At 68.5% G+C, this 23,500-nt stretch carries 20 protein-coding genes, 2 pseudogenes and 1 riboswitch; of the genes and pseudogenes, 12 read left to right on the forward strand and 10 right to left on the reverse strand.

Going from position 1 to position 23,500, the window contains the following annotated elements:
- Nucleotides 1-17: 17 nt before the first annotated feature.
- Complete coding sequence (locus AB0903_RS00655; protein WP_366697509.1) at nucleotides 18-1,526, reverse strand: cytochrome ubiquinol oxidase subunit I; 1,509 nt, start codon at nucleotides 1,524-1,526, stop codon at nucleotides 18-20.
- 199 nt (nucleotides 1,527-1,725) lie between these two features.
- Between AB0903_RS00655 and AB0903_RS00660 the strand changes: the two genes are divergently transcribed.
- On the forward strand, nucleotides 1,726-2,103 hold the full coding sequence (locus AB0903_RS00660) for a cyclophilin-like fold protein (protein ID WP_366697511.1): 378 nt from the start codon (nucleotides 1,726-1,728) through the stop codon (nucleotides 2,101-2,103).
- A gap of 185 nt (nucleotides 2,104-2,288) precedes the next feature.
- Here the strand turns inward: AB0903_RS00660 and hisC are convergent, their stop codons facing one another.
- The gene (hisC, locus tag AB0903_RS00665; protein ID WP_366697513.1) at nucleotides 2,289-3,368 is read right to left on the reverse strand and encodes a histidinol-phosphate transaminase; all 1,080 of its coding nucleotides are present in this window, start codon (nucleotides 3,366-3,368) and stop codon (nucleotides 2,289-2,291) included.
- Between the two features lie 410 nt (nucleotides 3,369-3,778).
- On the opposite strand from hisC, the gene AB0903_RS00670 reads away from it, so the two are divergent.
- From AB0903_RS00670 to AB0903_RS00680, 3 genes are all read left to right on the forward strand, one after another.
- Nucleotides 3,779-4,891 carry a LacI family DNA-binding transcriptional regulator gene (locus AB0903_RS00670; RefSeq protein ID WP_366697515.1) on the forward strand — a complete coding sequence of 371 codons (1,113 nt, stop codon included), beginning with the start codon at nucleotides 3,779-3,781 and terminating at the stop codon, nucleotides 4,889-4,891.
- 263 nt (nucleotides 4,892-5,154) lie between these two features.
- On the forward strand, nucleotides 5,155-6,237 hold the full coding sequence (locus AB0903_RS00675) for a metallophosphoesterase (protein ID WP_366697517.1): 1,083 nt from the start codon (nucleotides 5,155-5,157) through the stop codon (nucleotides 6,235-6,237).
- Nucleotides 6,238-6,383: 146 nt separating this feature from the next.
- A complete protein-coding gene (locus AB0903_RS00680; protein ID WP_366697519.1) occupies nucleotides 6,384-7,202 on the forward strand; it encodes a hypothetical protein in 819 nt (272 codons plus the stop codon).
- 236 nt (nucleotides 7,203-7,438) lie between these two features.
- Here the strand turns inward: AB0903_RS00680 and AB0903_RS00685 are convergent, their stop codons facing one another.
- Together AB0903_RS00685 and thiC are read right to left on the reverse strand one after the other, a co-directional pair.
- On the reverse strand, nucleotides 7,439-8,254 hold the full coding sequence (locus AB0903_RS00685) for a hypothetical protein (protein ID WP_366697520.1): 816 nt from the start codon (nucleotides 8,252-8,254) through the stop codon (nucleotides 7,439-7,441).
- A 511-nt stretch (nucleotides 8,255-8,765) separates the two neighbouring features.
- Nucleotides 8,766-10,565: a phosphomethylpyrimidine synthase ThiC gene (gene thiC / locus AB0903_RS00690; protein WP_366697521.1), complete on the reverse strand. Its 1,800-nt coding sequence runs from the start codon at nucleotides 10,563-10,565 to the stop codon at nucleotides 8,766-8,768.
- Nucleotides 10,558-10,690: riboswitch (TPP riboswitch) on the reverse strand. Its footprint overlaps the gene before it by 8 nt.
- Before the next feature lie 71 nt (nucleotides 10,691-10,761).
- Here thiC and AB0903_RS00695 point away from each other — a divergent pair.
- Nucleotides 10,762-12,087: a YibE/F family protein gene (locus tag AB0903_RS00695; protein ID WP_366697523.1), complete on the forward strand. Its 1,326-nt coding sequence runs from the start codon at nucleotides 10,762-10,764 to the stop codon at nucleotides 12,085-12,087.
- A gap of 37 nt (nucleotides 12,088-12,124) precedes the next feature.
- On the opposite strand, the gene AB0903_RS00700 is transcribed toward AB0903_RS00695, so the two are convergent.
- The 4 genes from AB0903_RS00700 to AB0903_RS00715 all read right to left on the reverse strand — a co-directional run bounded on the left by AB0903_RS00700 (nucleotide 12,125) and on the right by AB0903_RS00715 (nucleotide 14,380).
- A complete protein-coding gene (locus tag AB0903_RS00700; RefSeq protein WP_366697525.1) occupies nucleotides 12,125-12,559 on the reverse strand; it encodes an SsgA family sporulation/cell division regulator in 435 nt (144 codons plus the stop codon).
- Between the two features lie 132 nt (nucleotides 12,560-12,691).
- Entirely contained in the window at nucleotides 12,692-13,465 is a 774-nt protein-coding gene (locus AB0903_RS00705) for an IclR family transcriptional regulator C-terminal domain-containing protein (RefSeq protein ID WP_366697527.1), read from the reverse strand.
- A gap of 257 nt (nucleotides 13,466-13,722) precedes the next feature.
- Complete coding sequence (locus AB0903_RS00710) at nucleotides 13,723-13,935, reverse strand: DUF5326 family protein (RefSeq protein WP_366697881.1); 213 nt, start codon at nucleotides 13,933-13,935, stop codon at nucleotides 13,723-13,725.
- 127 nt (nucleotides 13,936-14,062) lie between these two features.
- A complete protein-coding gene (locus AB0903_RS00715; protein ID WP_366697529.1) occupies nucleotides 14,063-14,380 on the reverse strand; it encodes a cupin domain-containing protein in 318 nt (105 codons plus the stop codon).
- A 51-nt stretch (nucleotides 14,381-14,431) separates the two neighbouring features.
- Here AB0903_RS00715 and AB0903_RS00720 point away from each other — a divergent pair, with 51 nt between their 5' ends.
- The 6 genes and pseudogenes from AB0903_RS00720 to AB0903_RS00745 form a co-directional block, all read left to right on the forward strand.
- On the forward strand, nucleotides 14,432-14,809 hold the full coding sequence (locus tag AB0903_RS00720) for a phage holin family protein (protein ID WP_366697531.1): 378 nt from the start codon (nucleotides 14,432-14,434) through the stop codon (nucleotides 14,807-14,809).
- Between the two features lie 2 nt (nucleotides 14,810-14,811).
- On the forward strand, nucleotides 14,812-15,957 hold the full coding sequence (locus AB0903_RS00725; protein ID WP_366697533.1) for a cystathionine gamma-lyase: 1,146 nt from the start codon (nucleotides 14,812-14,814) through the stop codon (nucleotides 15,955-15,957).
- A 263-nt stretch (nucleotides 15,958-16,220) separates the two neighbouring features.
- Nucleotides 16,221-17,110, forward strand: a pseudogene (locus AB0903_RS00730) (LysR family transcriptional regulator).
- A 63-nt stretch (nucleotides 17,111-17,173) separates the two neighbouring features.
- Nucleotides 17,174-17,653, forward strand: a complete 480-nt coding sequence (locus AB0903_RS00735; protein ID WP_366697535.1) for an NUDIX hydrolase — start codon at nucleotides 17,174-17,176, stop codon at nucleotides 17,651-17,653.
- Between the two features lie 326 nt (nucleotides 17,654-17,979).
- Entirely contained in the window at nucleotides 17,980-18,834 is an 855-nt protein-coding gene (locus AB0903_RS00740) for a GNAT family N-acetyltransferase (RefSeq protein WP_366697537.1), read from the forward strand.
- Between the two features lie 58 nt (nucleotides 18,835-18,892).
- A pseudogene (locus AB0903_RS00745) lies at nucleotides 18,893-19,206 on the forward strand (MarR family transcriptional regulator); the annotation flags it as partial.
- A 137-nt stretch (nucleotides 19,207-19,343) separates the two neighbouring features.
- Here the strand turns inward: AB0903_RS00745 and AB0903_RS00750 are convergent.
- Entirely contained in the window at nucleotides 19,344-20,726 is a 1,383-nt protein-coding gene (locus tag AB0903_RS00750) for a serine hydrolase domain-containing protein (protein ID WP_366697539.1), read from the reverse strand.
- A 358-nt stretch (nucleotides 20,727-21,084) separates the two neighbouring features.
- Between AB0903_RS00750 and AB0903_RS00755 the strand changes: the two genes are divergently transcribed.
- The gene (locus AB0903_RS00755; protein ID WP_366697541.1) at nucleotides 21,085-21,648 is read left to right on the forward strand and encodes a dihydrofolate reductase family protein; all 564 of its coding nucleotides are present in this window, start codon (nucleotides 21,085-21,087) and stop codon (nucleotides 21,646-21,648) included.
- Between the two features lie 366 nt (nucleotides 21,649-22,014).
- Here the strand turns inward: AB0903_RS00755 and dnaB are convergent, their stop codons facing one another.
- On the reverse strand, nucleotides 22,015-23,493 hold the full coding sequence (gene dnaB / locus AB0903_RS00760; RefSeq protein ID WP_366697542.1) for a replicative DNA helicase: 1,479 nt from the start codon (nucleotides 23,491-23,493) through the stop codon (nucleotides 22,015-22,017).
- Nucleotides 23,494-23,500 lie beyond the last annotated feature (7 nt).

Here is a 23,500-nt window from a genome sequence, read left to right on the forward strand (position 1 = left end):
GCAGCTCCTCACGGGCCTCAGTAGGAGAAGGCCATCGGCCGGTCGGCGTCACGGTCGTCGCCGCCGATCTTGGTGGGCGGGGCGAGGTCGGCCTCCGTCAGTTCGGGCGGTCCCGCCTTGACGTACTTCACGAGCAGCCTGACCTCGATCACGGCGAGCACCGCGTAGAGCAGGGTGAAGACGGTCATCGAGGTGATGACCTCTCCCTGCGAGACACCGGGGGAGACGGCGTCACGGGTGCGCAGCACGCCGTAGACGACCCACGGCTGCCGGCCCATCTCGGTGAAGATCCAGCCCCAGGAGTTGGCGATCAGCGGGAAGGCCATCGTCCACAGCGCGATCAGCCAGTACCACCTGCCCAGCCGAGGGCTGAGCGCCTTGTTCCTGAAGAGCACCAGATTCGGCACGTCGTCCTCGCCGGTCCGCAGTGCGGGAGGCAGCAGGAACCTTCGCCGGGTCAGCCAGAGCCCGATCAGGCCGATGGTCAGCGACGCCATGCCGAAGCCGATCATCCAGCGGAAAGACCAGTAGGCGACGGGGATGTTGGGCCGGTAGTCGCCGGGGCCGTACGTCTCCTGGAGCTGCTTGTTGACGTCGTTGATGCCGGGGACGAACGAGTCGAAGTCGCTGTGCGCCAGGAACGACAGCAGGCCGGGGATCTCGACGGCGACCTTGTTGTGTCCCTCGTCCACGTCGCCGTAGGCGAAGACGGAGAACGGCGCCGGGGCTTCGCCGTCCCACAGTGCCTCGGCGGCCGCCATCTTCATGGGCTGCTGCTCGTACATCACCTTGCCGAGCAGGTCACCGCTGACCGCCGTCATGAGCCCGGCGACGGCGACGGTGACGAGGCCGACCCGCAGCGAGGTCCGCATCACCGGGATGTGCTTCCTGCGCGCCAGGTGGAAGGCCGCGATACCCGCCATGAAGGCGCCGCCGACCAGGAAGGCTGCCGTCATGGTGTGGAAGAACTGGGTCAGCGCCGTGTTCTGGGTCAGCACCAGCCAGAAGTCCGTGAGCTCGGCCCGTCCCCGCTCCTCGTTGATCCGGTAGCCGACCGGATGCTGCATCCAGGAGTTGGCCGCGAGGATGAAGTAGGCGGAGAGGACGGTGCCGATCGACACCATCCAGATGCAGGCCAGGTGGATCTTCTGCGGCAGCTTGTCCCAGCCGAAGATCCAGAGTCCGATGAAGGTGGACTCGAAGAAGAAGGCGATCAGCGCCTCGAAAGCGAGCGGGGCACCGAAGACGTCACCGACGAACCGGGAGTAGTCGGACCAGTTCATGCCGAACTGGAACTCCTGCACGATGCCCGTGACCACGCCCATGGCGATGTTGATCAGGAAGAGCTTGCCCCAGAACTTGGTGGCCTTGAGGTACTTCTCCTTGCCCGTCCGCACCCACGCGGTCTGCAGACCGGCAGTGAGCGCGGCGAGCGAGATCGTGAGGGGTACGAACAGGAAGTGGTAGACGGTGGTGATGCCGAACTGCCATCGCGCCAAGGTCTCGGGTGCCAGAGCGAGGTCCACGTCGTCTCTCCTTACGTCGCCGCGGTCGAGCGGCAGCCGGCCCCTCCCTTTCCACTGATTCCAGGAGGAACCGGGGCGTGCTTGTGAACGCGTTCACATTCACAAGCATTATGGCGCATGCGAAATCCGCACCTTCCATCGGGGGGTCACCCCTGCGGGAGCCTTTCCAAGAACTTCAACATATTGTTGAATTCTGGCTATGCAGATACGTATCTCATGGCCGACCGGACACCTGACCGCCACCATCGAGGAAACCCCCACGAGCAAGGCGCTCATGGGGGTTCTGCCGTTCTCCGCGACCGCGCGGACCTGGGGCGAGGAGGTCTACTTCGCCACCCCGGTCAGCGTCGATCCGGAGCCGGGCGCACGCCAGGTGGTGGAGCCCGGCACCGTCGCGTTCTGGACCGACGGCGACGCCCTCGCCCTCCCCTACGGACCGACGCCCATCTCACACGGTGACGAGTGCCGCCTCGCCGGTCCGTGCAACGTGCTCGGCCGGATCGACGGCGACCCCCGCCTGCCGGCAGGCATCCGCCCCGGCGACCCGCTCAGGGTCGAGCTGGTCGAACCGGCCTGAGGGCGGCCGGTCCTGGAGCGGCCGCCCGCTGCGCGAATCCGGAGATCCCGGGAGCTCCGGGATCCGACAGCTCCAGAAGCCCCGCAACCCTCACAACTCCGGAGGTTCCAGAAGCCCCGCAACCCTCACAACTCCGGAGGTTCCAGAAGCCCCGGGCCCCAGCGGCTCCGGAGGTTCCGGGAGCTTCAGAGGCTCTTGCGGAACGTCTCGGCTGTGTGCAGGAACACATCGTTCGCCTCGCACTCGCCGATCGTCACCCGCACCCCCTCACCCGCGAACGGCCGGACCACGACGCCGGCCTTCTCGCACGCCGCGGCGAAGTCGAGGGTCCGCTCACCGAGCCGCAGCCAGACGAAGTTCGCCTGCGTCTCCGGCACCGGCCAGCCCTGCTCCACAAGAGCGTGGTGCACCCGGGTGCGCTCGGTGACCAGCGAGCCGACCCGGCCGAGCAGCTCGTCCTCGGCGCGCAGCGAGGCGACCGCCGCGTCCTGCGCGAGCTGTGTGACGCCGAAGGGCACGGCGGTCTTGCGCAGCGCCGCGGCCACCGGCTCGTGGGCGACCGCGAAGCCGACCCGCAGCCCGGCCAGGCCGTACGCCTTCGAGAAGGTGCGCAGCACCGCCACGTTCGGCCGGTCGCGGTAGATCTCGAGACCGTCGGGGACGTCGGCGTCGCGGATGAACTCCCGGTACGCCTCGTCCAGCACCACCAGCACATCGGAGGGCACCCGGTCCAGGAACCTCTCCAGCTCGCCGCGGCGCACCACGGTGCCGGTCGGGTTGTTGGGGTTGCAGACGAAGATCAGCCGCGTCCGGTCGGTGATGGCGTCCGCCATGGCGTCGAGGTCGTGCACCTCCCCCTCGGTCAGCGGGACCTGCACCGATGTCGCACCACTGATCTGCGTGATGATCGGGTACGCCTCGAAAGAGCGCCAGGCGTAGATCACCTCGTCGCCGGGGCCGGAGGTGGACTGCAGCAGCGACTGCGCCACGCCCACGGAACCGGTGCCGGTGGCCAGATGGGTCACCGGCACCCCGAACCGGTCCGCGAGCTCGTTCATGAGTCCGGTACAGGCCATGTCGGGGTAGCGGTTGAAGCTCTGCGCCGCGGCCATGGCGCTCTCCATCACACCGGGCAGCGGCGGATAGGGGTTCTCGTTGGAGGACAGCTTGTAGGCGACCGGGCCGCCGGCCGCCGCCGGCTTGCCCGGCTTGTACGTGGGGATGCCGTCCAGCTCGGCGCGCAGCTTGGGGCTCGTCTCGCTCACCGCAGGTCCTCCTCGACCGTCCGTGCACATCGGTACCGCTCAACCAATACTGCTCACCTTATGAGGATTCGCCTCTGCTGCGAATGGCCGGGCGCGGACGGCTCCCGCCGAGCTCCGGCGGGAAGCGGGACGAAGGGCGCAATACGAGGGGGGAGCGCTGGCCGCCGTGGCGCGCGCCGGTGGCTCGCGCCGTGGCGCGCATCCCCCGTAATGATGAGTTGAGACCTCTTCGAGACATGGCCCCTTCGCCAGGCATCTGCGGCCCAGCACCGGGCACTCCACACCTCAGTCACTCAACTCCCTTTACTTGCAAGGAAGTAGCGCATTTATGATCTTGCAGAAACGTGCCTGTCAATGCGCGCATATGCGACCGGCCCGACCCCCTGCGTGAGCCCTACTATCGGCACGCCATGACAGCAGCAGGGAAGCACCAGGTGAGCCGGACGGACACAACGCGCCGGGGCGGCAGACAGGGTCGGGCAGGCATCAGAGACGTGGCCGCCGCGGCCGGGGTCTCCATCACAACCGTCTCCGACGCCCTCAACGGCAAGGGCCGGCTCCCGGACGCCACCCGCCGACACGTCCGCGAGGTCGCAGACCGGCTGGGCTACCGCCCGTCAGCCGCCGCCCGCACCCTCCGTACCGGTAAGTCGGGCCTCATCGGCCTGACCGTGACCACATACGGGGATGAACCTTTCACCTTCACGGAGTTCGCGTACTTCGCGGAGATGGCCAGAGCCGCGACCTCGGCCGCTCTCGCCCGCGGCTACGCGCTGGTCATCCTGCCCGCCACCTCCAGACACGACGTCTGGTCGAACGTCGCACTCGACGGCACCGTCGTCATCGACCCCTCCGACCACGACCCGGTCGTCACCGAACTCGTTCGCCAGGGCCTGCCCGTCGTCTCCGACGGCCGCCCCGCCGGCACGCTCCCGGTCACCGCCTGGGTGGACAACGACCACGAAGCCGCCGTACTCGACCTGCTCGACCACCTCGCCGCCGCCGGCGCCCGCCGGATCGGCCTGCTCACCGGCACCACCACCGACACCTACACCCGGCTCTCGACCACGGCCTACCTCCACTGGTGCGAACGGGTCGGCCAGGAACCCGTCTACGAGTCCTACCCGGCGCACGACCCCTGCGCCGGCGCCGTCGCCGCCGACCGGCTGCTGGCCCGGCCCGACCGGCCGGACGCGGTGTACGGACTGTTCGACCCCAATGGCACCGATCTGCTCGCCGCGGCCCGCCGCTACGGACTGCGGGTACCCGAGGATCTGCTGCTCGTGTGCTGCAGCGAGTCGACCGTCTACGCCACGACCGAGCCGCCCATCACCACGCTCTCGCTCAAGCCGCGCAGAATCGGCACGGCAGTCGTCCAGTTACTGATCGACGCGATCGAGGGAATCGACAAGGACCTGCCGATCGAGCAGGTGATACCCACCGAACTGATCGTCAGGACGTCGTCGCAGCGACGCCCCCCGCGGACGACTGTGAGCGCGCCACGGTCCCCGTCGCAGCCTTGAGGCCCGAAGCGCCGGGGCTCCCCGGCCGGAGCCGGATGAACCGCGGCGCGCCCGGCGGCCCCGACCGGACCGTGCCGCACGGGGGTCCGGAACCTCCCAATCGGGACGAAACGACCGGCGAACCACACGTGCCCGAGGATTCACCACCCCTGGTGCGTCACACACCGCCTGGCTCATTCCTATGATGGGCGAACGACACCGCGGACCACCCCGACCAGGCTGGGCCGAGAGGTGAACGGCGGCGCGACGGTGGTGGAGGGGTCATGACTCAGGGGGCCGGTCAAGGACCCGTGGTGCGGACGGCGACGTTGCGCGATTTCCGCGTACCGCCGTACGCGCAGGTTCCCGTGCAGTCGCACGCGGCGGACCCGGTCCGCTCGGACCATCCCGGAAACGCCTTCCCCGAAGGGGAGCCGCCCGACGGCTACACCCCCACCGAGCGGGATCTTCCCGTCATCGGCCGGGGCGGCCCCGGTGACACCGTCCAGGTCCAGGTCGACCCGGCCGGGGCGGCCCCGTCCGAAGGACTCGGCCCGCTCTACGTCGTCGGCGACGTCCACGGCTACCTCGACGAGCTCGTGGCGGCCCTGGCCGCACAGGGCCTCGTCGACGCCGAAGGGCACTGGGCCGCGGGCAACAGCCGGCTGTGGTTCCTCGGGGACTTCACCGACCGGGGCCCCGACGGCATCGGGGTGATCGATCTCGTCATGCGCCTCTCGGCCGAGGCCGCCGCCGCCGGCGGCTACTGCAAGGCCCTGATGGGCAACCACGAACTGCTGCTGCTGGGCGCCAAACGCTTCGGTGACACGCCCGTCAACTCCGGTGCCGGCACCGCCACCTTCCAGGCGGCCTGGCTCCTCAATGGCGGCCAGAAAGCGGACATGGACCGGCTGCAGGAGGTCCATCTGCAGTGGATGGCCCGGCTCGACGCGATCGTCGAGGAGGACGGCCACCTGCTGCTGCACTCCGACACGACCGCCTATCTCGACTACGGCTCCACCATCGCGGACGTCAACGACACCGTGCACTCGATCCTCACGCGGAACGACGCGGACGAGTGCTGGGACCTGTTCCGCAAATTCACCAAGCGCTTCGCCTTCCGCGACGACGGCGGCCCGCAGGCGGTGCGCGAGCTGCTCGGTGCCTACGGCGGCCGGCGCGTCGTGCACGGCCACAGCCCCATTCCGTATCTGCTGGGCGAGGTGGGCACCGAGGACGGCGAGGACGACGAGCGCCCGGTGGTCGAGGGTCCGCACGTGTACGCGGACGGACTGGCGATCGCCATGGACGGCGGCGTGACCATGGCCGGAAAGCTCCTTGTCCAGCACCTCCCGCTGCCGAACTGAGTTCACTTGCGGCAGGTGATTTACGGAAACCCCCTGTCACCCTGTGGTGTAACCGCTCTACCATCGGCGTATCCGTAGCAGACTCTCCTCCGCTTCCGCTCAACTGCCCGGCATCCACGGGCCGTCGGCGGGCGGAGCATCGGGGGATGCACATGAACAGCGCTCCGCACCTGCTGAACGAGGACCGCGTCGAGTACCAGCGGGTGCTCGACGAGACACTGCGCAATGCCCATGAACGGCCTGACCTCGCCACCGTGGGACTACGTCTCAACGCTGAGCAGTTGCGCACCATGGCACTGAACGCGACGGCACTCATAACCGCCTCGGCCGCCGCCGAGTACGAGCACTATGTGAAAGTGCGCCGGGAAATGCGCACCCTCACGACCGCCACCTCCGTACGCGCTTCCCCGGTCGGCGACAGCTCGGAGGGCGGCGGCGCCGGCTTCGCCGCCGTCATCGCCGTACTCGCCCCTGTCCTCGCCGGAACGGCCGCCGCGATCTTCCTACTCGTCGGCTACATCCTCAAAATGCTCAACCCGACCCCTTCTTTCGCCGAAGCCCTGCTGACGGCCGGGTGGTTCTTCGGTGCGCTCACGGCGGCCGCCATCCTGGTCGCCGCGGTGGGGCTGCTGCTGACGGCTCTGCACAACGGCGCCGCCCAAGTGGCCGAAGAAGCGCCCGCCGGAGGGCTTCCGGACGAGGTGTCACGGGCGAAGGATGCCTGGCGCCACGCATTGCTGGAGCGCGGGATTCTGCCCTTCCTGCGAGCAGCACTGGCCGACCCCAGCGCCGACCCGGCGTCCACGGGGCCACCGCGACCGGTGAACCACCTGCCGAAGGTCGGGTACAGCGGACCGGAGTTCTCCAGTCCTGCGGATGGGGCGGCTTCGGGTCGGCGCACGACCTTCACCAGCCCGGACTTCACGAGCCCGGACTTCGGCAGCCCCGAGCACCAGCCGGACTGATCACCGGCCGGTGACCGCGACCAGGTGGCTGCATCATGCCTGATGCCTCCATGTGGGCACGGGCGGGTGATCCGCGTGATGCGACCTGGGAACGGCTGAGCCGAGCCTTGCCCTCCTGCCCAGTACGACAGCGTCCCCCGGAGAGTGTTCGGGGGACGCTGGGACGACAGAAGATCAGCCCGCTGGCTGCCGTGCGGTGGCACTGCCGGGCGTGCGTGGGTTGCTCAGCGGCTCGTCTAGCCGGGCGTGGAGGGCAGGAATGGTGTGGATGGAACGCGGACACGATGGCGCGCGGAGGGACGGCGGGGCGGCCGGGTCAGTGTGACGAGCCGGACGAGCTGCTGAAAGCAGGCAAGCGCTGCAAGGGCAGGGAGCGCGGCAGCAGCGGCGTCGGGGAGCGACCCGGCTGACTCAACCACGCACAGCCAGGTCGCGATGGCCGAGAAGAAGAGTACGACCACCCAGGATTGCGCCGTTCGGCGATGGTGGAGCGATGCGCGCAGGATGGACAGAGACGCAACCAGCCAGGGCCCGTAGAGCAGAACCGGCCACCAGCTCATCAGGCCCTGGGACGTTCGTGACGCGGCAATCTGCCGCAATGGGTCCAGGGCGACCATGCCTCCGAAGATGCTCACCCCGGAAACGATGACGGCGGCCACCACGGCAATGGAGACGCTGGCTGTCTGCAGCAGAGTGAACCTCGGCTTCTGCGACGGTACCCGTCGGCGATGCCCCGGGACGGGGCGGACATGGGGAAGTTCGGCGGTGCCGCTGTTCCGGTCTGCGAGTGCGCTGCCGTCTCCCGGCTCAAGGCCGCTGCCATAGCCGGAGAAAGCCGTGGGCATCTCCTGTCCGGCAGAAGGCTGCAGCAATTGCTGCAGTTCCGCTGTCGGGTCCCACGTCCCGTCAAGGACCAGGCCGAGAGGAGCCATCGGCTCACGCGTACTCAGCAAGTTCTCCGGGGAAGCGGCATACGGGTCCTCCCACCTGCCATAGCCCCCCATTTCCGGGTGGGAAACCGCTGAACCGAATGAGCCGTACTCGTCATACATGAAGGCTTAGCCCCGTCCGTCCATCGCCTCGTACAGTCGGCGACACGTCCACTGTGTTCGACAGTCGGTGGTAATCGGCCTGGATACGGCCGATCAACGCCAGAAAGTCGTTCAGCAGGGAAGAAGTGTGCGTCGGGTCGATTCCATCCTCTTCTTGGTGGAGCGTCGCGTTACCCTCCGCCACGCCCTCCGCAGAGCGGGGACCCAACGCCCACGCGCCCGTTGGGACCGCCCCCGTGCCGGCCGTACCCCGGGCCCCGGCCTCGGGGGAAAGCTGTGCTCTCGTCATATTCCTAATAACGAGCGTTCCACTAGCCCTGATGCCTGACATTCGAGTGAAACGTTTACGCTACACAGGTGAGGGCCAGTCATTACATCCACTCTTGCGAAGAGAAGCCGAGGGACCGGCTACCACCGCGAAACCGCCCATCGGGGTACGCACAACGCCCTTGACGAAAGACGGTGCCCCATGGCCGATCGAACCACGGGGCACCGCCGAGAGACGTCACCGTCAGTCCGCAAGCGGCAAATACACCCGGTTGCCGCCCGCCGCGAACTCCCTGGACTTCTCCAGCATCCCCGCCTCGACCTCCTCGGCCGAGGCCGAGGCCGAGGGCAGCAGGTCCGGGGCGAACTGCTCCGTGATGCTTCTGCTGATCTTCATCGAACAGAACTTCGGCCCGCACATCGAGCAGAAGTGCGCGGTCTTCGCCGGCTCCGCAGGCAGCGTCTCGTCGTGGAACTCCCGCGCCGTGTCCGGGTCCAGAGCCAGGTTGAACTGGTCCTCCCACCGGAATTCGAAACGGGCGTCGGACAGCGCGTCGTCCCACTCCTGCGCGCCCGGGTGCCCCTTGGCGAGGTCCGCCGCGTGGGCGGCGATCTTGTACGTGATGACGCCGGTCTTCACGTCGTCGCGGTTCGGCAGGCCCAGGTGCTCCTTGGGCGTCACGTAGCAGAGCATGGCCGTGCCCCACCAGGCGATCATCGCCGCTCCGATGCCCGAGGTGATGTGGTCGTACGCCGGCGCCACATCGGTGGTCAGCGGGCCCAGCGTGTAGAACGGCGCCTCCTCGCAGATCTCCTGCTGGAGGTCGATGTTCTCCTTGATCTTGTGCATCGGGACGTGTCCCGGGCCCTCGATCATGGTCTGCACGCCCATGCGCTTGGCGACCGTGTTGAGCTCACCGAGCGTCCTGAGCTCCGCGAACTGCGCCTCGTCGTTGGCGTCCGCGATCGAACCGGGCCGCAGACCGTCGCCGAGGGAGTACGTCACGTCGTAGGCCGCGAGGATCTCGCAGAGCTCCTCGAAGTTCTCGTACAGGAACGACTCCTTGTGGTGCGCCAGGCACCACGCCGCCATGATCGAGCCGCCGCGCGAGACGATGCCGGTCTTGCGGCGGGCCGTCAGCGGCACATAGCGCAGCAGCACGCCCGCGTGGACGGTCATGTAGTCCACGCCCTGCTCGGCCTGCTCGATGACCGTGTCCTTGTAGACGTCCCAGGTCAGCTCCTCGGCCTTGCCGTCGACCTTCTCCAGCGCCTGGTACAGCGGCACGGTGCCGATCGGCACGGGGGAGTTGCGGAGCACCCACTCGCGGGTGGTGTGGATGTTGCGCCCCGTGGACAGGTCCATGACCGTGTCGGCGCCCCAGCGGGTCGCCCAGGTCATCTTCTCGACCTCCTCCTCGATGGAGGAGGTGACGGCGGAGTTGCCGATGTTGGCGTTGACCTTCACCAGGAAACGCTTACCGATGATCATCGGCTCGATCTCGGGGTGGTTCACGTTCGCCGGCAGAACGGCCCGGCCGGCCGCGATCTCTTCGCGCACGACCTCGGGGGAGACGTTCTCACGGATGGCGACGTACTCCATCTCCGGCGTGATCTCGCCCCGGCGCGCATAGGCGAGCTGGGTCACGGCCCGGCCGTCCCGCCCGCGGCGGGGCTGGCGCGGACGGCCGGGAAAGACCGCGTCCAGGTTGCGGAGTCCGCCGCGCGGGGACGTGTGCTTGATCCCGTCGTCCTCCGGGCGGACGGGCCGCCCCGCGTACTCCTCGGTGTCGCCGCGACCGATGATCCAGTTCTCCCGGAGCGGCGGCAGACCGCGGCGTACGTCCGTCTCGACGTTCGGGTCGGTGTACGGACCGGACGTGTCGTACAGCGTCACGTCCCTGCCGTTGGTGAGGTGCACCTTCCGTACCGGCACACGGAGGTCGGGGCGGGAGCCCTCGACGTATCCCTTGTGCCAGCCGATGGACTTCCCGGCCTCGTCGTTCTGGTTCGAGGCAGGCGTGCTTGCGTCCGATACGGTCATGAGACCTACTCCCTACGCCGGCATTACCCGGTAACAGGTTCGGCGGTCGGCGCAGCTGTCCCGTACGGATGTACGAAGGTCAGCGCCCTCTCAGCCCGGTGCTCCGAGCTCCCGCGTGTGCAAAGGTGCCACCACGCTAGCGTCATGTCTGGCGCGCTGAACAGAGGGCCCCTCCCGCTCTTGCGATGATCGGTCCGTGACTTCATCGCAGCAGCCCCCCGAGCCGCACGGCCAGGCCCACAGTCATGTGCACAGTCATGGGCCCGCCGCGCCGGTCTCCCAGCACCTTCGCAGGGTCATCGCGGCCGTGCTCATCCCCTTCGCGACGGCCGTCCTCGTCGGGCTCGCCGTCCTGTGGCCCGGCGGGGCGCCGGGCCACGAGCGCACCGGAGTCGGCTTCGACCGGCAGACGGAGCAGGGCAGGGTGGTGTCGGTCGAGAGAGTGGACTGCGAGGACGTCAACGCCGCCCAGGTCCCGCCGACCGGTGACACCTCCACGCCGCAGGGGCGCGAGGCGGTGAACTCGCAGCAGGGCCGGTGCGCCAGGGCGACCGTCGAGGTGACCACCGGCCCGGACAAGGGCCGGACCTTCGTCGAAATCGTCCAGCCGGACGCGCCGCGGCAGTTGGAGGAGGGCCAGGGCGTCGTCGTCGCCTATGCGCCCGACGCGCCCCGCGACCTCCAGTACTCGGTGACGGACATCGACCGGGGCTTCCCGATGGCGTTGCTGGCGGCGATCTTCGCCGTCGTCGTGGTCCTGGTGGGCCGGATGCGGGGTGTGATGGCCCTGATCTCGCTCGTGGTCTCGTTCGCCATCCTGACGCTGTTCATCCTGCCCGCTATCCTGCAGGGCTCGAACCCGCTGGTCGTGGCGGTGATCGGGGCGAGCGCGATCATGCTGATCGCGCTGTATCTGTGTCACGGGGTGACCGCGCGGACCTCCGTCGCGGTGCTCGGGACCCTGATCTCACTGCTGCTGATCGGGCTGCTGGGCTCGCTGTTCATCGGCTGGGCCAGCCTGAGCGGCAACACCGACGACAACACCGGTCTGATCCACGGGCTGTATCCGGAGATCGACATGAGTGGTCTGCTGCTCGCCGGCGTCATCATCGGCTCGCTCGGCGTGCTCGACGACGTGACAGTGACGCAGACCTCGGCGGTGTGGGAACTGCACCAGGCCGACCCGGACATGGGCCGGCGCGCTCTCTACCGCTCCGCCATCCGGATCGGCCGCGACCACATCGCGTCCGTCGTCAACACGCTCGTACTCGCCTATGCCGGCGCCGCGTTGCCCCTGTTGCTGCTCTTCTCCATCGCTCAGTCCAGTGTGGGCACCGTCGCCACCAGCGAGTTGGTGGCCGAGGAGATCGTACGGACCCTGGTCGGCTCGATCGGGCTGGTCGCCTCGGTGCCGGTGACGACGGCACTCGCCACCCTGGTGGTCTCGGCCGACCGTTCCGGACCGGCGGCGCCGGGCGCTTCGCCGGGCCGCGCGGGCCGGGGGCGACGGCGCAAGCGGTGACGGCGCAAGCGGTGACGCCGCGGCAGCCGGAAGCACGTCAGCCGGCGTTCTCCTCGGCGAGGATCCGCCCGAGCGCCTCCTCCAGGCTCACGTCGAAGTCACCCAGCGTGAGCTCCTGCCCCATGGGCAGCAGCTTGTCCGTACGGTCGAGGAAGGCGACGAGCGGTGCCGCTCCCGCCCGGAAGAGAGCCGTGTCACGGCCGACACGGAGCCTGATACTCACGTCGGAGAGGATCTCCGGCCCGACGGGCGCGATGTGCACATCGCCGTCCCCGCTCGGGCCGTTGATTCCGTCGAGCAGCAGCTCCCGCCCGAACGCCCAGGTCACGGGCGCGTCGCCGGGCAGGTGAAAGGTCATCCGCACGGCATACGGATCTCCCGTCTCATAACCCAGTTCGACCGGAATCCGGAAGGACAGCTCCTCGGAGACGAGAAAGCTCATCAGAACCTCGGCCTGGACCGACTCGCGCATCACATACCCCGCAGCAGATGAAGCATTGAATGAACCCGTACGGCAAAGCAGAAGAAAACGGCCAGGAACGATCCTCCAGGCCCTCTTGCGTCATCGTGGTCGAAGGGCTAGCAGATCACAAGGAGTGATATTTCAGATACTGATAGAGAAGGCAAGTGACCCCAACAGCCCACCGATTCCTGTACGCAACTGCTCGACCGCGGGAAGCAGTCTGGCCTCCTGATGGGCGGGAAGAGAAATGGCCATCGTCGCGGCACCGGAACCGACAGTGATCGGAATAGCAGCGCAGACCGTGCCGATTGCATATTCCTGACGCTCCACGACGGGTTGCGTGCGCCCATGGGCGGCCAGCCGGTCGAGCAGGGTGCGCTGGTCGCGAACGGTGTACGGCGTCACGGGCTGCACGGGATGGCGGCTCAGATGGTCGCGGCGGGCCGGTTCGTCGAGCTGGCCCAGCAGGCACTGGCCGAGCGCGTGCGCGTGCGCGGTCTCGCGGAAGTCCGCCCACTCGGGTACCGCCGGGGCGTACGGCGTGTCGGAGACGGCGACGAGATCGATCTCGCCCTCGAGGTAGACGGCGAAGTAGACAGGCACACCGATCGCGTCCCGCCAGTGGGCGAGGGACTCCTCAAGGGTGCTGCGGCGGTTCTCCGGCGACCCGCCCGCGACCAGCCGATCCACCGCTTCTCCGAGCACGTACAGGCCGCTGTGGCGCCGCAGATAGCCGTCGTGGGTCAGGGTGCGCAGCAGATGGTAGGCGGTCGGCAAAGGGATTTCGGCCTCGCGCGCGAGCAGTTTCGCGGGGGCCCCGTCCGGATGCGCACCGGCGGCTTCCAGCAGTCTCAGGGCGCGCTGGACGGAGCCGATCAGGGTCGGTGCGGAAGCGGCTTTCGTTTCCCCGGCCACAGGTCACCCCCAGGCATGGTGACGGGCAGCGCGCCCGCCTGCGGGGGCCGCCCCCGCGGCCGCCGCAGCCCCGGCACTGGCGCAGCCGTTCAGCGCCGCGAGGCACCGAAGCGCTGGTGAGAGCGATCCTGCTCCGGACACAATTCCCGAGGGCGGCAGCGGTGAACCACTCTAATGGCAGCACCGGCCGGAACAGGGGCCGGTCCGGCCGTTTCGCCCGGCCGGGCTAACGGGCGACCATACGGTCGCCCCCTTCGCTACCACTCACCGCGCGAACTCGAGGACGCCATGAACTTCCTCACCAGGAACACCAGTCCACCGACCAGGGCGACGAAGACCAAGAGCTTGAAGAGCAGCCCGATCACGAATCCGACGACGCTCGCGATCAGTCCACCGAAAACGACGAGCGCGATCACCGGAACGGCGACCCACTTCACCCACCACGGCATCCCCGCGAATATCTCCTGCACAGCCATCGTCCCTACCTCGTTTCTCCGGATTGCCTGCCTTCGATGCTAGGCGGCCCGAAGCGCCGGCAGGGGGCCGCGAGCCCTTGAACGCCCCTGACCGTCCCCCTAGGGACAGGCAGCCCGGACGTCAGCTCTCAGGCGGAGAGAAGACCACCATGACCCGCAGGTCCTCGCTGATGTGATGGAACTTGTGCGGCACACCGGCCGGCACGTACACCACGCTGCCCCGCGCGATCTGCGTGGTCTCCACCCCCACGGTGATCGCCGCCCGGCCGCTCACCACGAAGTAGACCTCGTCCTGGCGGTGCGGGAGCTGAGGATCGGTCTCACCGGCGTCCAGCGCGTACAGACCGACCGACATGTTCCGTTCGCGCAGGAACTGCAGATACGCGCCGTCGTTCGCGGCACGCTCCGCCTCCAGGTCGTCCAGCCTGAATACCTTCATCGAGGTCCCGCCCCTGCCCTTGTTCCGGTCACGTCTGCCACGATCAGACACATGATGAATTTTCTAGTCAAGACGATCGCCAACGCAGGTGCCCTGTGGGTGGCCGTGTGGTTGCTGCAGGACATCACCCTCACCGGTGACAGCACCGGAAAGAAAACGTGGACGCTGATCCTGGTCGCACTGCTTTTCGGCCTGGTGAACTTCCTCGTCAAGCCTGTCGTCAAGTTGCTGACCCTGCCGCTGTTCATCCTGACCCTGGGGCTGATCACCCTGGTGGTCAACGCGCTGATGCTGCTGCTCACTTCCTGGCTCGCCGACCAGTTCAACCTGAGCTTCCACGTCGAAGGCTTCTGGACAGCGGTCCTCGGTGGCCTGATCATCTCCATCGTCTCGTGGGCGCTGAACCTCGTCCTGCCCGACAAGGACTGAACGTGAGTGACCCGACCTCGGCCTCCCACGGAGACGGCACCACGGCGGTACGGGCCGGGCTGCCCGAGCCGGTGAAGTACGAACCGACCCTGCCCGGCCCGGTCTTCGCCGCCCATTTCCACCTCCCGGGTGACCCGACCGGCCCGTACACCTACGGCAGGGACGAGAACCCGACCTGGACCCACCTGGAGCGGGCCATCAGTGAGCTCGAGGCGCCGGGGGAGACGGTCGAGACCGTCTCCTTCGCCTCGGGCATGGCAGCGATCTCCGCCGTACTCATGTCGCAGTTGACGTCGGGGGACACCGTCGTCATGCCGGACGACGGATACCAGGCCCTGCCGCTGGTGCACGAGCAGTTGCGCGCCTTCGGTATCGAGGTTCGCACGGCCCCCACCGGCGGTGACGCCCAGGCTGCCCTGCTCGACGGGGCCGCGCTGCTGTGGATCGAGACCCCTTCGAATCCGGGGCTCGACGTGTGCGACGTGCGGCGGCTCGCCGACGCGGCCCATGAGGCGGGCGCGCTCGTCGCCGTCGACAACACACTGGCCACGCCCCTCGGTCAGCGACCCCTCGAGCTCGGCGCCGACTTCTCGGTGGCCAGCGACACCAAGGGCATGACCGGCCACGGCGATGTCCTGCTCGGGCACGTGACCTGCCGTGACCCGCGGCTCGCCGCCGGGGTCCGGCGATGGCGGAAGATCGTCGGGGCCATCCCCGGCCCGATGGAGGCGTGGCTCGCACACCGGTCACTGGCCACACTGCAGCTGCGTGCCGACCGGCAGAGCGCGAACGCGCTGGCCGTCGCCCGGGCGCTCAGCGACCGCTCCGAGGTCAGCGGCCTGCGCCATCCAGGGCTGCCGGCCGACCCCTCGCACAGGATCGCGGCGGGGCAGATGCGGCGCTTCGGCTGTGTGGTCTCCTTCTGCCTGCCCGACCGCGACCACGCGGAGCGCTTCCTCGATGGGCTGCGGCTGGTCGACGACGCGACCAGCTTCGGCGGAGTGCGCTCCACCGCCGAACGCCGCGGGCGCTGGGGCGGCGACGCCGTTCCCGAGGGCTTCATCCGCTTCTCGGCGGGAGCGGAGGACGGCGAGGACCTGGTCGCCGATGTGCTGCGCGCGCTGGACGGGGCCATGCCCTCCGCGTGAACGCCCGCCCACGTGCAGTGCGTCGCAGCGGCACCCCCGTGGCCAACGGCGCACCCACGGGCCACGGTCGCGCCTCATGCGACGGGCGGTCCGAGCCTCCCCCCTCGTGGTTCGGACCGCCCCGGTTCCCGCGCGCCAAGAACCGTGTCGACAAGGCTAGTTGACTCTGCGTCAGTGTCCAATCACGGTAGCGACACAGACCTATCGACATATTTATAGTTGGCCTGGTTCGGGTGGCAACGTCGGACCGGGAAGGGCATGGCATGGATCTGGCCCTGCTGCGCACATTCGTCACCGTGCACCGGGCCGGGTCCTTCACGCGCGCTGCCGCATTGCTCGGGCTCTCCCAGCCGACGGTCACCGGTCAGATCCGCACGCTGGAGCGTCAGTTGGGCAAGCCGCTGTTCCTGCGTCAGGCGCGCGGCGTCACCCCCACCACCATCGGCGATGAGCTCGCCCACCGGGCGGCCCCCCACCTGGACGCCCTCGTCGAGATCGCCGAGGCCCGTCTCGACGGCGGGGCGAGAACGCGCACCCTCCATCTTGCCGGCCCACCCGAGTTCACCTCGGTCCGCGCTCTCCCCGCACTCACCCCCTGATCAACCAGGGGCTCGCCTTACGCGCCTCCTTCGGGAACGCGGAGGAGGTCCTCGACGGACTCGCGGCCGGCCACCACGACCTCGCCATCGCCACGGCCCGGCCACGGGGCAGGCTCCTCACCGCCACCGCACTCTGCGACGAGGAGCACGTGCTTGTCGCGGCTCCCCGATGGGCGGCGCATCTGGGCCCCGGGGTGCTGCGCAAGGGGCATGTCGTCCTCGAGCAGCTGCCTGTGGTGGAGGTCCATGAGTCCCTGCCGTTCGTCTCACGGTACTGGCACGCCGTCTTCGACTCACCGCCGGCTGCGGCAGGCACCGTCGTCGCACCGGACCTGAGAGCCGTCCTGGAGACCACGGCCTCCGGTGCCGGGCTCGCCGTACTGCCGCGCTACCTGTGCGAGGACGCCCTCGCAGAAGGCCGGGTGATCGCTCTCCTCGACCCTGCCGTTCCACCGCTGCGGACCTACTTCCTCGTCATACGCACCGGCACGCTCGCCCACCCGCACATCGCCAGGGCCCATGAAGGACTGCTGAGCGCGGCCGTCGCCTGGTGACGGAGAACGGCACAGAACGCCCACACGCGTTTCAGATGCCGAGACATGGGCCACTCTCTTGCCATGACCGAACGACCGGTGGTCAAGCGCACCGCACGCGCCATCCTGCTCGACGGCGACGACCTCGTACTGATCAAGCGCACCAAGCCAGGCATGGATCCGTACTGGCTGACGCCGGGCGGCGGGGTCGAGCCGGAGGACGCCACCGTCGTCGACGCCCTCCACCGCGAGGTCGACGAGGAGCTCGGCGCCAAGATCACGGATGTGGTGCCGTGCTTCGTCGACACCGTCGAGCACATCGCCGACGGCGGCGTGACCGGCGTGAAGGTGCAGCACTTCTTCGTGTGCCGTCTGGAGTCCATGGACCCCGGGCTTCGGCACGGACCCGAGATCGACGAGCCTCTCGGCGAGTACGAGATCGTCCGCGTGCCGTTCAGCCGCGTCGGGATCGCCGCCGTACATCTGGTGCCGCTGTCCCTGCGCCACTACCTGGACGGCAACATCGAAGGCGTGCGGGCCATGCACGCGCCTGACCTCGGCTGAGTCGACCGGCGTCGCCGAACCCATGGACCCCCGGGAGTCCCTTCACGGTACCGCCGGATCGCGGGAGGGAGTCGCGGACGTCCACTCCTGTACGCCGAGGCCAGTAGCCACGGGCCCTCCCGCCGTCAGAGGCGGCCACCCTTCTCGGACCGGCACCGTGTTTCACGTGAAACCACTCAAGCGTCCCGGTAACCGGGTCACACGTGATGACCGTCGTCTCTGTCCCGAACCGTGCGTACCCACCCGCCGTGGCCGACGAATGCGGGTATCGGCCAGTTCACCAAAACCGGTGGACGGACGATCATTGCGTCAGTCAGCCTGACCCCATGCAGACACCGCTTTCCGACCTGCCCATCAGGCGGCTGACCACGGACGACCTCGTGGCCTGCGCCGATCTGTCCGAGGACCGCGGATGGCCGCGCGAGGAACACAAGTGGGGTCTGCTGCTCGCGGCAGGTACGGGTTACGGAATCGACGACCCCGACGGCAAGGGGCTGGTGACCGCCTGCGTCCTCACCCGCTACGACACCGGACTCACGGCCATCGGCATGGTGCTGGTGGCGGAGCGCCATGCCCGGCAGGGCGTCGGACGGCGCCTGATGAAGCACGTGCTCGAAGAGACCGGAAGCCTCCCGGTCACCCTCCATGCCACTCCCTACGGCAAGCCCCTCTACGAAGAACTGGGCTTCACCACCACCGGTCGCGCAGAGATGGTCCGAGGCCACTTCACCCCTTCCGGCCCGGAACCTCAGGTGGAGACCCGTCCGGCGACGGCGGAGGACATGCCCGCGCTCCTCCGCCTCGACCACGAGGTCTTCGGTTCCGACCGCACCCATGTGATCGCGCGGCTTCCCGCCTTCGCCGACCAGCTTCGGGTGGCGGTGGAGGGCGGAGTGCTGACGGGGTACGCCGCGGCATGGCCGAACATGGAGACGCACGTCATCGGCCCGCTGATCGCCCGGGACACCGAGACGGCGAAGGCTCTCATCTCCTCGCTGGCCGTCGGCACGGACCGGCCGCTGCGCACGGACATCGACGTACGCCACGACGAACTGCTCTCCTGGGTGAAGGAGCGGGGCCTGGCGCCGATCGCCTTCAACGCCGTGATGACCTTCCGCATCGCCGAATTGCCCGGCGACTGGACGCGCCGGTTCGCCCCCCTGACGGTCGCAGCAGGCTAGAGCCACGAGGGCCGCCTAGATCCGCCGGACACGCCCTAGCTAGGCGCGGAGTGCTCGCCGACAGCACGACGGCGAGGGCGGCCACCTCCAGATGAAGCAGGTCGCCGACCGTGGTGCTGAGCCAGAACGCCACCACCCGACTCATCATCCGCCTCGAGGACCGCGGCCTGCTCTCCCGCTACGCCTGCTTGACCGACCGCCGCGGCATCTGCACCGACGTGACCGAGGCCGGCCTCCGGCTGCTCGCGGAGCGCCCGACCCACCAACGACACCGCGCTGCGCGACGCCCTCGACAAGGCGGGCAAGAAGCCGGAACTCACCCCGCTGGTCGGGGCCGTCGAGGAGCTCAAGGCTCCTGCTCGCGCCGTCTGAGCCGCCCTGGCCCTCGCTGCACCGGAGCAGCGTAAAAGCCTGCCGTGACAACCAGGCACCCGGACAGAAAGCTAGGCAGCTGTTTCACGTGAAACGGCTGGTTTCACGTGAAACACGGCATACGACTCAGCAGCAGATCAGGATCGGAACCCGCGCCAACCGGCTGGGTCCACGCCTCCAGGCACGGCATCCCCGGGCTGGTAAGGCTCCCGCGTGAAGACGAACGAGCCCAGATCAAGATGGCTCACCGAACCGTCGTCCCGGCGCACGACCCGCAGCGTCTCCCCCGCGTAGTAGCCGTCCAGACCGGTCCATGTCTCCTTCACGCCGGCGCGAAAGCGGGAACGGCGGCCCCCGCCGCGCAGCGGATCCAGCTCCAGACCACCGTCGGAAACCAGCCGCAGACCATAGGCGGAGGTCCCCCAGTACCAAAGGCCGGTCAACGCCAACAGTTCCTGATCGGCCTCGGGCAGCGGGCGCCACGGCTCGGGAATCCGCGGTTCGGCGTCGGCGACGATGTGCACGAGGTCCGCTGCAACCATCGCCGTCGGCGGGCCAGAGGTAGCGTTGGCCAAGGCCACAGCGGTGACCCCGTCATCCACGCTCACCCACAATCCGGCGAGAAACCCGGGCAGCGAGCCGGTGTGGCCGACGAGGGTGCGCCCCTCGCTCCTGATGATCTGCAGTCCCAGCCCGTAGGTGCTGTTCCACTCCCCCGCCTCCGGCGGCACGGACGGCGTCCGCATCTCGCGCACGGACTCCGCACCGAGCACCAGGTCGTCCCCTGTGGCCAGGAAGGCTGCGAACCGGCACAGGTCTGCAGCGGTGGACCACAGCTGACCGGCCGGGGCCATGAGCCCGAGGTCCTCCGTGGGCTCGGGAAGCATCACGTCCGCCCACGGGTGGACCGCCCATCCACCCGCATGCGGTGCCTGCGGCTGTGTACTGGTCCTCGACAGCCCCAGCGGTTCAAGGATCTCCTGACTGAGCGCCTCCTCCCATGGCACCCCACGGACCTCTTCGACCAGGGAACCGAGCAGCGTGTAACCGGGGTTGGAGTAGTGGTGCCGCCGACCCTGTGGATGGACGCCCGTCCCGCCGCCGAGCACATCGGACAGTTCGGGACGCGTCGAGCCGGGCGTCCGCTCCCACCAGGGAGCCGGCGCCTCGGCACTCAAGCCGGCGCTGTGACCCAGCAGTTGCACAATGGTCACCTCGCCGGCACCGGTGCCGGGCAGGTGCTTCTCCAGGGCGTCTTCGAGGTCGATCAACCCCTCGTCCTGCAGTCGCATGACGAGAACCGCGGTGAACGGCTTGGTGATGGAACCGATGCGGTACTGGGTGTCGGCATCCGGCGCGTGCCCGTCCACCGAGGCGCGGGCTCCCGTCCACACCAGGTGCCCGTCGCGCTGGACGGCGGCTGCGAAGGACGGCGCACGGCCCTCCCTCTGGGCGACGGCGATGCGGTGCAGCAGAGCCCGCTGCGTGCCGGGGAGCAGTTCTTCCGATGAGGACGTCATGGAGCAGGTCTATCGGTGCCGGTCCGCCACGTCGACCGCATCCCCGGGACACGCCGCGTCACGGAGACCCACCGCATGCCCCGATCACACGCGCCCCGAAAAGCGCGGGCCGGGCTCCTGTAGGGTCCCGCCGCCGATCACATGTCGATCTTCTGTGACCTGCTGGTTCTCCGTTGCCTCACCGCGATGTCACCCAAGATCAGTCTCAGATCGATGCCATTTCCTCGGCGGAACGATGAGTCTGCGGCTCTGAGCCACCGAGCACGAGGACTACAGGCGAGCTCAGATCGCGCACCGATGAGTTTCCCGCGCCGCGCCGGTCTGTACGCGTGAGACCGACTCACGGAAGGCTGGCGCCATGCGGAAACTGATCTACGGCATGAACCTGACCCTGGACGGCTACATCGCCGCGCCCGGCGACGACATCGGCTGGAGCGTACCGAGCGACGAGCTGTTCCAGTTTTGGTCCGACCAGTTGCAGGCGACCGACCTGTCGCTGTACGGGGGCAAGCTGTGGCAGACGATGAGCTCCTACTGGCCGACCGGCGACCAGCAGCCGAACGCCACCCCGGCGGAGATCGAGTTCGCGCGCCGCTGGCGGGACATGTCGAAGGTGGTGTTCTCCTCGACGATCGACAAGGTCGACTGGAACACCCGCCTGGTCACCGACGACGCGGTCGCCGAGATCACCCGGCTCAAGGCCGAGGACGGCGGCCCGATGGACATCGGCGGCGCGACGCTCGCCGGGGCGGCCATGCGGGCCGGGCTGATTGACGAGTACGTGCTGGCCACCGCGCCGGTCCTGGTGGGCGACGGCACGCCGTTCTTCACCGCGCTGGACAGCTGGGTGAACCTGAACCTGGTGGAGACGCGGACGCTTCCCTGCGGCGTGATCCTGACCAGGTACGAGACGAGGCGCTGAGCGCCCGTCACGCGACTCGACCGCCTGCCGGGTCCACGCGACCGTGAACGCCACCACTGGGGTGGACAGCCCGCCGCCCTCCGCCACACCAGCCGCGACTGCCTCCGACCACTGCGGCTCTCGGCCTCACGTGACCAACCGGGACAGACCCCGGTCATGCAATGACCCTGCCCTCATACTCGCGGGCGATTGCCCGTACGGCCACGGTGCCAGCAGAGTGCTATGGGACGGTCCGCACTGCACTCCAGCCCCGAAAAAGAGTGAACGACCTGACCTGCCAGTCTCAGAATCGCGTGCCATAGGACTTCACTTGGACATCGCGCCTGAGATGAGGACGCGAAACCTGAGACCCTACAGCTCCGTCGATCAGGTCTGCGCCATGTCGACGAACCGGGAGTAGTGGCCCTGGAATGCCACGGTGATCGTCGCGGTGGGGCCGTTACGGTGCTTTGCCACGATCAGGTCCGCCTCGCCCGCGCGCGGTGACTCCTTCTCGTAGGCGTCCTCACGGTGCAGCAGGATCACCATGTCGGCGTCCTGCTCGATGGAACCCGACTCACGCAGGTCCGAGACCATCGGTTTCTTGTCCGTGCGCTGCTCGGGGCCACGGTTCAGCTGGGACAGCGCGATCACCGGGACCTCGAGCTCCTTTGCCAGGAGCTTGAGATTACGGGACATGTCGGAGACCTCCTGCTGGCGGCTCTCGGCCCGCTTGGAACCGCCCGACTGCATCAGCTGCAGATAGTCGATCACCACCAGCTTGAGGTCGTTGCGCTGCTTGAGCCGACGGCACTTCGCCCGGATCTCCATCATGGAGAGGTTCGGGGAGTCGTCGATGTACAGCGGGGCCTGCGACACGTCCGGCATCCGGCGGGCCAGCCGTGTCCAGTCCTCGTCCGTCATCGTGCCGGACCGCATGTGGTGGAGCGCCACCCTGGCCTCGGCGGACAGCAGCCTCATGGCGATCTCGTTGCGGCCCATCTCCAGGGAGAAGATCACGCTGGGCAGGTTGTTCTTGATGGACGCGGCGCGCGCGAAGTCCAGCGCCAGCGTCGACTTACCCATCGCGGGACGGGCGGCGATCACGATCATCTGGCCGGGATGCAGGCCGTTGGTGAGGGAGTCGAAGTCCGTGAAGCCCGTCGGCACACCGGTCATCTCGCCGCTGCGGGAGCCGATGGCCTCGATCTCGTCGAGCGCGCCCTCCATGATGTCGCCGAGGGGAAGGTAGTCCTCGCTGGTGCGCTGCTCGGTGACGGCGTAGATCTCGGCCTGGGCGGAGTTGACGATCTCGTCGACGTCCCCGTCGGCCGCATACCCCATCTGTGTGATTTTGGTACCGGCCTCCACGAGCCGTCGCAGCACGGCGCGCTCGTGGACGATCTCCGCGTAGTACGAAGCGTTGGCCGCCGTCGGTACCGACTGGACGAGCGTGTGCAGATACGGGGCTCCGCCGACCCGGGTGATCTCACCCCGTTTGACGAGCTCCGCCGCGACCGTGATGGGGTCGGCCGGCTCACCCTTGGCGTACAGGTCGAGGATGGCCTGGTAGACCGTTTCGTGGGCCGGCCGGTAGAAGTCGTGGCCCTTGATGATCTCCACGACATCGGCGATGGCGTCCTTGGACAGCAGCATGCCGCCCAGCACGGACTGCTCGGCGTCCAGATCCTGCGGCGGGACGCGCTCGAAGCCGGGCGACCCACCGTCCCAGCCGCCGCCGTCCCTGCCCCGATCGTGCTGGTCCTCGCGGCCACGTCCGTCACTGCGGCGTTGACGGGAGGCGGGGAGCCGGTCCCCCGGACTTTCGGCCGCCCACGGGTCGTCCAAGGGTTCGGAAATGCTCACCCGGGCC

The organism is Streptomyces sp. NPDC048389 (assembly GCF_040706335.1).
GTDB lineage: Bacteria > Actinomycetota > Actinomycetes > Streptomycetales > Streptomycetaceae > Streptomyces.